General features: G+C 44.8%; 5 protein-coding genes and 3 tRNA genes. 2 read left to right on the top strand and 6 right to left on the bottom strand.

Going from position 1 to position 4,357, the window contains the following annotated elements; translation table 11 throughout:
• Positions 1-1,038 (bottom strand): alpha-amylase family glycosyl hydrolase (locus ACOJS8_RS14695; protein WP_420149296.1); only part of this gene is annotated, 1,038 nt, incomplete at its 3' end.
• Positions 1,039-1,394: 356 nt separating this feature from the next.
• Between ACOJS8_RS14695 and ACOJS8_RS14690 the strand changes: the two genes are divergently transcribed.
• A complete protein-coding gene (locus tag ACOJS8_RS14690) occupies positions 1,395-1,703 on the top strand; it encodes a hypothetical protein (protein WP_420149295.1) in 309 nt (102 codons plus the stop codon).
• A gap of 63 nt (positions 1,704-1,766) precedes the next feature.
• On the opposite strand, the gene ACOJS8_RS14685 is transcribed toward ACOJS8_RS14690, so the two are convergent.
• From ACOJS8_RS14685 to ACOJS8_RS14665, 5 genes are all read right to left on the bottom strand, one after another.
• Entirely contained in the window at positions 1,767-1,991 is a 225-nt protein-coding gene (locus tag ACOJS8_RS14685; RefSeq protein ID WP_420149294.1) for a hypothetical protein, read from the bottom strand.
• Positions 1,992-2,488: 497 nt separating this feature from the next.
• The gene (locus tag ACOJS8_RS14680) at positions 2,489-2,863 is read right to left on the bottom strand and encodes a cupin domain-containing protein (RefSeq protein ID WP_420149293.1); all 375 of its coding nucleotides are present in this window, start codon (positions 2,861-2,863) and stop codon (positions 2,489-2,491) included.
• A 442-nt stretch (positions 2,864-3,305) separates the two neighbouring features.
• Positions 3,306-3,377, bottom strand: a tRNA-Arg gene (locus ACOJS8_RS14675).
• A gap of 36 nt (positions 3,378-3,413) precedes the next feature.
• Positions 3,414-3,486, bottom strand: a tRNA-Lys gene (locus tag ACOJS8_RS14670).
• Between the two features lie 130 nt (positions 3,487-3,616).
• Positions 3,617-3,706, bottom strand: a tRNA-Val gene (locus ACOJS8_RS14665).
• A 113-nt stretch (positions 3,707-3,819) separates the two neighbouring features.
• On the opposite strand from ACOJS8_RS14665, the gene ACOJS8_RS14660 reads away from it, so the two are divergent.
• Positions 3,820-4,357 (top strand): phage integrase SAM-like domain-containing protein (locus ACOJS8_RS14660; protein ID WP_420149292.1); only part of this gene is annotated, 538 nt, incomplete at its 3' end.

Genomic DNA, 4,357 nt, shown 5'->3' with positions numbered 1-4,357 from the left:
GTAGTACCCATTCTGTTTTTCCCCTGCCGTAACGCGCAGGGCATGATGAAATTCATCCATCCACTGCGCATCCATGCCGAATCCGTTTTCCGACAGAGGATTGATATACCGTGGATCATTGAGGTCACATTCAACTAAAAGATAATGTCGCCGACCCGTTGCTTGCATGAGTTGGTCGACTTGCTGACGGAGTTCGGCCAGGATATGAACTGAACCTAAGTCCTTGATGGCGTGCACAGCATCGAGTCGCAGGGCATCGATGTGATAATCCCGTAACCACATTAGCGCATTCTGTAGGATAAACTGCCGGACCCCATCACACCAGGCATCATCGACGTTGATCGCGTCGCCCCAGGGCGTGCAATATATCTTGGTTAAATAGGGGCCAAACTCATTCAGGAAATTCCCTTCGGGACCGAGGTGATTGTAAACGACATCCAGCACGACGGCTATATTTTTCTGATGACAGACGTTGACCAGATGTTGCAAACCGGCGGGTCCTCCATAGGCATTTTCGGCAGCATAGGTAAATATCCCGTCATACCCCCAGTTTCGGCCATCTGGAAACTGACCAATGGGCATAATTTCAATGGCGTTGACACCCAAGACTTTCAGATGGTCCAGCTTCTCTTCGATTGCCGTAAACGTACCATCAGGCGTAAACGTACCCGTGTGAAGTTCGTAGATTAGATACTCCTCCAGGTCGGGATTATGCCATTCCTGGTCATCCCATTGGAAAAGGGCCGTATTGATTGCCTCTGAAGGGCCGTCGATCCCCTGCGGCTGCGACAGCGAAGCCGGGTCGGGCCGTTGCTGCCCATCGGCAATGAAGGTGTATCGATCGCCTGGGTTAATCTGGTCTGTTTTTAGGTGCCAGTACCCTAATTCTTTTCGCTTGAGTGGTAATGTTTTTGCCCTCCCATCGATAGTAATCGCTACGTGTTCAAGCAATGGTCCCCATAATACTACGTTCGCTTCGTTTTCGGCCGGGAACGTAACGCCCAGGGTCCGTCGATCGAATGAAAAAAATTCAGTCATTCCTGTAAAGGTTAGAATGGTGCCTACTCCCCCAGTCCTGTTCTTGCGTCCTAAGGCCATCAATGGGTTTGTAAATGCGGTTACTCTTCTAACTCTTTACAACTGTCCGACGACCTTTCTGGTAAATTGGAAGTGAGATAATGGCACGGCAGTACCCCGTCCGCAACTTACTAAGTCGTTTCAGTACAATAAACACCGTATAGAACCCACATAGTTAGCCTCAGGAGCAACAGCTGTGGAAACGTTGGAAGAACAGTACGTAGCCGGGCAGTAACGACTACATCTACGGGTAGGAGCAACAAAAGAAACGCGTCCGGGTTACAAGTAAAACGATTGTTGACCTATACATAAAGCTTATGGACAACCAGACCATCCAGGAAAAAATTCTCGCTGATTACCGAACGCTGTTGACTGTCAAGTTTGACAGTCCGCTGGTTATTTATGACAAGCTTAAGCTGCTTGGAGAACGTATCCAACAGTTGGCAGGTAGTACCCAGAACGAGCAGGAGAACATCAAGAGAGCCGCTGATCTGATTCAATCGGCTATGACAACCGAGTATGCAGTATTTAGTGAGGCTTCGACCAGCGACGATAAAGAACAAACGCTGGCTCAACTAAAACACAAAGCGGCTGAAGCCTGCCAGCTGATAGGAATTCATAGTTAATTTCAGACTTATACTGTCTTGTTGGTAGAAATTAAAAGCCCAGTCGTTCGCCAGGCTTTTTTGTTATTTCCTTCCCAACCTCTCTTTAATCAGTTGCTCCAGTTGAGACTGCTTCTGCTTAATAGTCTGTAACTCCTGCATTTGCCGCTGAAGGGCGTTTTCCTGCTGCTGATTTCGCTTCTCTAATTGAATGCTGTACAGGGTCAATTCTTCGATCTTCTCCAGCAACGTAGCGTTTAGTCTTGTCAGGGCCACTCCTTCTTTAGCCACCTGATGATCGGCCGACATAGGTGTTATAATTACCCGCTTGATTACTCACGTCAGCCGATGCGCCGAGATACGTATTATCTCGGCCGACGGTGTGTGAGAGCAGCCTGTGAGCCAATGAAGGTGTTGTAATCCTCAGTCGATAGACGAACGACATCTTTGCCCACGAACGTGTTTTTATAATCTGGATTAGCCCCATCCGGGTGATAAGAATAAGATTATCATGAGCCTGAGCGGACAGGCGACCGTAAAGGAATAGCAGTAGGGCTAGGTAAGGCTATTTATGTTCTTACGTGAGGTTAAGTCCGGAAGTTGTTTTAAGAATTGGCGGATAAGACCATTCCGTGATCTACCCGGAAACAGTTCGTAGGGAACAAATTGGTAAATCTGCGGGAATGAACGTAGTACGCTTTAAGGCAGGGGTCGCAAAAAACCGGCATTGTCAGCATCGGATTTCTGTGGTCCTACTCCAGAAAGAACCTACTATGAAAATAGTCAGCTATTCAGGCAGGGACTACTCATGGAAGGTCAACCTTGACCGTTTCGATTTGACTGTGTTCAATCGTTAAGTTCACCGAACGCTCATTCTTGGGCCGGGTTCGATGAACTGTATTTTGAGGAACTGTCACCAACTGACCAGCTGACAATTCAATCGTCTCAGTTTCCAGATCGATCAGCAGAATCCCTTCTATCCCAATAAAGGTCTCATCTGAGTTGGGATGATAATGCCAGTAATAACTATCAGTCATTACGCTCATTTTGACTATGTGGTCATTAACCTGAGTTAATAAGAAATTCGCATAGGGTGTAGTGACAGTGTGGCCCAGTTGGCCAATATCTTTCACAGTAAGGGGAAAATCAGGCATAGCAAACGTATCAGTTTGTTTACTCATCGGTTGTGTTCACTTCCCTAACTCCTTAATTCTGGTTTTTAATACCGTAGTACCGACATTTTCCAAATACTCGCAGGGAATTTTTATTTACAGGGTGGTAAGTCCTAGCTATTATCTCAAAATCTACTAGACGGTTACGCCAGAAATGCCGACACGATGTAACTAGCCACTTGGGTTTATGCCCTAATAGTTGGATAAAGCGTGATTTGGCACAGCCCCCGGTTATTTGTCGGGGGCTTGTGTTTATATCAGTCCTTTCGATTAGTTCTGTTTGTTTGCGCTTTTACCTGATCCCCCTTTTTCCACTTATCCACAACTGACCCTACCAGTCCTGTGGATAAAAGGACAAAAATGCTAACTGATGACTGTGCCCATTGGCAGAAAACGATTAAAACAAAAATGCCTAACCGACTAAGGGTCTAGTCAGTTAGGCATTTTCTAGTGGTTTTATAGGGACTCGAACCCCAACCAACAGTTCCGAAGACTGTGATGCTATCCATTACACCATAAAACCAAATACAATAAACCAGCGCAACAGCTTCTTATAAAGTGACCCCGGACAGGCTCGAACTGTCGACCCATTGATTAAGAGTCAATTGCTCTACCAACTGAGCTACGGAGTCATACATACTATCTCTAATTAAAAACCAAATTAAGTTGGCTAGACAACTTCAGACACTTTTGTATACCGAAATGCACATCAACAAAAAGGAGTTACGATCATTTACGATGTAACTCCTTGATTTTCAATCGTGGGAGTTGACGGGTTCGAACCGCCGACCCTCTGCTTGTAAGGCAGAGGTAATTATATTCCGAATAGCTCTGGTTATATAACTTAATTCCTCTATATCAGACATTTGTGAGTGTTTTTATTCTGATTATTATTGGTTATTTATGGTTATTATAGTAGATTTGTTTCAACCAACGTTTCAACTAGCCCGTTGGTTGGAACAAAAATGGCAGGTACTCGGACAACAGAACATAAAGAAGGGAAAGCTACTGTCAAAGTAGTTTATTATACACATAAAACACTCGCTGACGGGTCTCATCCATTTGTAGTCCGTATTACTAAGAACAGAAAGAATCGTTGGATTTCAACCGGAGAGAGTTTGCAGCCCAAATATTGGAATGAGCAGAAAAAGGAGATACGTCGTAGTTATCCTGAGCCAGATCGATCAAAGCTGTTAAAAAAGCTGGCAGAGTGGCAGAATAAATATGAGAAGTTTATTGAGGGGATGACTGATACGGATGAGCAATATGATGTTAAATCGATAGCTGCGAAAGCTGTGGAAAGTCGCAAACAAACACGTAAGGTAACCTTGTTAGCTTATATTGATTCGATCGTTGAGGGCATGGTAAAAGCTAACCAAACTGGAAACAGCACCGTTTATCGGGATCTACGCAATCAGTTACATAAATTCATTGTAGATGAATGTGATACCTCTGATATATCCTTTGATAAGATTACAGTCAAATTTTGTTATGAATGGGAGA

The sequence above is a fragment of the Spirosoma sp. genome, assembly GCF_048594605.1.
In the GTDB taxonomy this organism is placed as follows: Bacteria; Bacteroidota; Bacteroidia; order Cytophagales; family Spirosomataceae; genus Spirosoma.
The sequence above is the reverse complement of the archived record's forward strand: the minus strand, read 5'-3'. Positions and strand labels throughout refer to the sequence as shown.